The 4,405-nt window shown below is 39.2% G+C and carries 3 protein-coding genes; all 3 read right to left on the bottom strand.

Annotated elements, in window-relative coordinates:
* Positions 1–92: 92 nt before the first annotated feature.
* Complete coding sequence (locus RAO94_06495) at positions 93–1,451, bottom strand: outer membrane protein transport protein (protein MDP8321981.1); 1,359 nt, start codon at positions 1,449–1,451, stop codon at positions 93–95.
* A 187-nt stretch (positions 1,452–1,638) separates the two neighbouring features.
* On the bottom strand, positions 1,639–2,682 hold the full coding sequence (locus RAO94_06490) for a glycosyltransferase (GenBank protein MDP8321980.1): 1,044 nt from the start codon (positions 2,680–2,682) through the stop codon (positions 1,639–1,641).
* Positions 2,683–2,685: 3 nt separating this feature from the next.
* Positions 2,686–4,191 (bottom strand): hypothetical protein, encoded by a 1,506-nt coding sequence (locus RAO94_06485; GenBank protein MDP8321979.1) that lies wholly within the window; start codon positions 4,189–4,191, stop codon positions 2,686–2,688.
* Positions 4,192–4,405: the final 214 nt, after the last annotated feature.

Genomic DNA, 4,405 nt, shown 5'->3' with positions numbered 1-4,405 from the left:
TGCGCCCCACCTGGAAATACCCGGCGGTGCACATGCACTTAGCATAAAAAAAGCCCCTGCGAACAGGGGCTAATATATCTTAAAAAATACTATTAGAATTTCCAGGTGAAGTCAAGCATGATGTCAATAAGGTTTCCATTATAAACACCAAGCCAGTTTTCTTCTGTCTGTTCGGTTACTTCTCTTTCTTCCATCATAATGTATTCAAATCCGAAATCAAGGCAGATATTTTCGTTGAGCATATATCCTAAACCGATGTTGATAACATTTTTATCACTGAAGTCTGGGAAAGTTACTGTCATTGTTTCATCAACAAGTGGTGATTCATCATAATAATAACCTGCTCTGTAAGCCAAAGAACCCATCACGTATTCAGTTCCAAGTCCGAAACGGATAGTGTTTTCCCAGTTAAGAACCATTTCTGTATCTTCAATAGGGCTACCCATGATATCAAATCCTTCTTCGAAATCAAGCTCTATCACATCTACTGATTCCCAGCCTGTATAGGTGAAATCTCCTGAAACAAGCCAGTTATCTTTGATCTTATATCCAAATCCAAATCCATAATCAGCTGGAAGTACAAGAGTTGCTTCCACATCAGGATTATTATTAATTACAGTTGCCGGTAATCCAAGGCCTGCACCAATAACATTGTTAATGTAAGTATCGATCTGCGCATCACCCTCAAGAGCTAATTCAGTTTCCAGTCTTCCTGAAAATCCCAGACTAAGGCAGGGCGTTGGTTTGAAAAGAATACCATAATTAAGACCATAACCCATACCGCTTCCTTCCAGTTGAGTATAAGTGGGTAGATAGTCCTGATAAAGAGGATGCAGATCAAGCTTATTGATTGCCATATTGGCATAATCAATACTTAAACCAATTCCAACACCTAATTTCTCTGAAATCTGATAACTGAAAGTTGGATGAAAGTCGATCACCATCAGAGAACCAGCTTTTTCATTTTCCTGGATCTCGCCTTCCCAGGTTAATGGAATATCATCATCCAAATTACCGTTTCCGTTTAGATCAATTCCGATTATTGCCTCTGGGATTGTCCCTGGCATATCATAAAGATCCCATTCTGCAGAAAGTCCAAAAGGAATATAAACACCAAAACCAAAGTTCCAGGGTTTGTCTGGACATATTTTGGTATAAACGGCACTTGGAATAAGATTCAGTACATCAGCATTCTCATTCATTGTTCCTGTTTCGTCTTCCCATTCTCCGTTAAAATCTACATAATGAATTCCAACTGACAGGGTTGATTCTTCTAAAAATGAAATTCCTGCAGGATTCCAATACATGGCAGAAGCGTCATCAGCGAGTCCTCTCATTGCTCCACCCATACCTTTTGCTCTGGTACCTACTCCAGAAAGAGCAATACCGCCAGCAAAACCAAGACCGACAACTGACATGATCACAATAACAAATAAAAATCTTTTAAGCATAAAACCTCCATTTCAGTGAGTTTTTTACTGGTATAATGATTTATACCAGCTTTGCATTCTTCTAACAGGCGTCAGTTAAGAAATTTGCCAGCAAGTTGTAAAGATAAAAAAATGAATTCCATTCACCATGCAAATCACCTGGTTAAACAGTTATTGAAAAAATAATAAATTAAGAGCTGAAATAAAATCAACTGATATTTCGTTTTTGCCCTTTCCATTCCCAATTGCCAAAGCTGCCTTTCAGTACATAATAAAATAGTACATAAGGTATTAATAATAAAAATAATGGATCAGAAAATTTGAACTTCAATCTAAAACGAAGCAAAACAATCATCCATAGCAAAAACAATCCAGTCAGATATATCAAGCCCATTTCATATCCTCGAATTAATATATGTAATGGCAGGTATATGTAAAAAGCGCTCAGGATCAGCATGATCAATTTAATATTTATGGGAGAGCTTGCCAGTTTACCATATTTACGCATCAGTCTCTGTGAATCACTGCCCTGAGGAAGTTTAGTTTCCACCGGGTATCTGTGATTAAAAGTAATTTCATTTCCTAAAGCTTTCACCTGCAGCAGTAGTAATTTATCATCTCCGGCAAGCTCATTTCTGATCTTTTCATAACCACCTACATCAATAAAAGCTTTCTTGCGGACTACCCAGTTCATGCCTGAGGCAGAAAAGGGTATTCCCATTCTGGTTGTAAGGGCAAAAGTTAATCCTGATGATACATCAATTATTCTTTGCAGGGGAGATGCTCCTTTGGTGAGATACCAGCCAATAGCAGCGTCAGTATTATTTGTAAGCAGTTCTGAATACGACCTTAAAATCTCAGGATGTACAATACAATCAGCATCAGTAAAAACCAGGTAATCAAAATCTGCATTTTCTGCTGCGAGCTTCAAAGCAGCTTTTTTCCCCTTATATTCGGCAGATTTCTCTGCCAGATGATAGACCTGAAAATTTTTACGTCCGGCAGTATGATCCAGCAAAAGCTGCCAGGTATTATCCTCAGAAGCATCATCCACGATTATTACCTGCCACAAATCGGTTGGATAATTGATCTTGCAGAGACTTTCTATAAGCTCTGGGATATTATTTTCTTCATTCCGGCAGGCAATCAGGATAGAAAAGGTTCTTAAATTGGAATTACTTTTCTGAGGTTTATAAAGCAGGTAAGTACATGTAAAAATGATGATGATGAAAATTATACCGAATATGACCATCTATCAATATCTGGTAAGCCAGGAAAAATAAAGTTCCGTGGAGTTATCATCTGTTTTCAATTCAGCATCCACACCCAGTTTCAGCCAGTGATGGGCAAGCGGTTGCCAGGTGATCAAGCTTTGCAGTTTATACCTGTTTTGCGGATTGCCTGCAAACCACTTAGTCTCCTCATTATCAATATCTGTGATCTCATCCTGATAATTAAGTGACCAGTTGTTACCCCTTTCTCCCTGACGAATAAAAGCTGCTATGCTATTAAGTTTAAGCCGACTGCTGATTTGCAGATCAAGTGCTGTGGCAATTTGCATAAGATTGCTTCCTTCAGGGAATCCCAGTCCCTTTTTATCATGCGAATAGCGCGTAAAGATAGATTTATGTGTATAAAGCCAGGGACGGACAGCAGTAAATTCCAAAGTAAGCCGATGAGCTCCCAGATTAAAGCTGTCTCCAACCTGAACTGCATATTTATTGCCCCACCAGTCACCCGCTATCTCTGATTTTCTTAATTCATCCAGCACCAGATTGCCATAAGTGAGGAAATTCTGATGACACATCCATTCCCAGCCTGCAAAGATCATCACATTATCATGATCTCCCAGATTATGCTCTGCTGCCCGGATAAAATTAAATGGCAGCAGATAACTGGCTTCTACGCTATGAGAGCCATAAATAACCTCTTCTCCCATAAATAAGTGCAGTTTGTCTGATGGCTTCCAGTCAAGTTTATGGATAGTAAGATATTTATCTTCATTATACTGGTAATCTTCATAATATTCGCTATCATTCACACTGCTGGAATCTGCCGTGAGACTGGCATTAAGCACCGAAAACCTGAAGTCACCCAGCTTAAGATCAAAATTAAAATAGCCATAGTCGTTGCAGGAATCATCCAGAATGATACTTCCGGCAATATTACTGCCAATCTCATATTTGCCCCTTCCCAGAGCAGCATCCAGATATTTGCCACTATATAGCAGTTTACCTCTGATATTATCAAGATACATCATATCGTCCTGATACTTGACCCAGCTATCGATCAAAGGAGAATTATCACGAACAAGATCTGATTGTTCACTGAAATGTCCTGTCCAGAATTGTGAATAAAAATACAATCTTTTGCCTATCCTGCCCTGCATATCCCAGCCATAATGAGAAAATGAATAACTACTGTCGCTGATCACTGAGTAATCCACCCCGGCACGTAGTTTGACCTGCAGATAAGAATTACTCCCTTTTCCCGGATGATAGATAAAAAAGCTGCCTTTATCATCTTTAATGGAAATATATCTTCCCAGACTACTGACAAATTTATGCCAGCCATTAATTGCCAGGTCATATTTTGGAGAAGAGGGATGGATTGATAAAGGGATGATTTCATCAGTATCCTGCAGCCAGGAAAATTCCAGTTTATTCTGGACAGCAGGTTTATTCCAGCTCAAATCTATCTGTCCCAGCAAAGGAAACATCGTCCCCAGCACCAAAATAATCGTGATCAGCAATCTAAACATCTGAACTCCTCAATCTGAATTAATATACTTTAATAAATCTTCTGTTCCCCTTTACATCTGTCAAGCAGAAGCGTAAAAAAAATAGAACAGTAGAGTAGAGACAGGCTTCTAGTATTCTATCCACCTGTCCCCCTCGTCAAACCGTGCATGCGGTTTTCCCGCACACGGCTTTCCGACAAAGTTCTTTCCAAGCATTCACAGTTTCATCAGCCGA

Source organism: Candidatus Stygibacter australis, from assembly GCA_030765845.1.
GTDB lineage: Bacteria > Cloacimonadota > Cloacimonadia > Cloacimonadales > TCS61 > Stygibacter > Stygibacter australis.
The sequence above is the reverse complement of the archived record's forward strand: the minus strand, read 5'-3'. Positions and strand labels throughout refer to the sequence as shown.

What these genes read in the sequence shown, in the direction of transcription:
- RAO94_06490 (MDP8321980.1), bottom strand. Translation starts at nt 2,682, where the DNA reads ATGGTCATATTCGGTATAATTTTCATCATCATCATTTTTACATGTACT.
- RAO94_06485 (MDP8321979.1), bottom strand. Translation starts at nt 4,191, where the DNA reads ATGTTTAGATTGCTGATCACGATTATTTTGGTGCTGGGGACGATGTTT.
- RAO94_06495 (MDP8321981.1), bottom strand. Translation starts at nt 1,451, where the DNA reads ATGCTTAAAAGATTTTTATTTGTTATTGTGATCATGTCAGTTGTCGGT.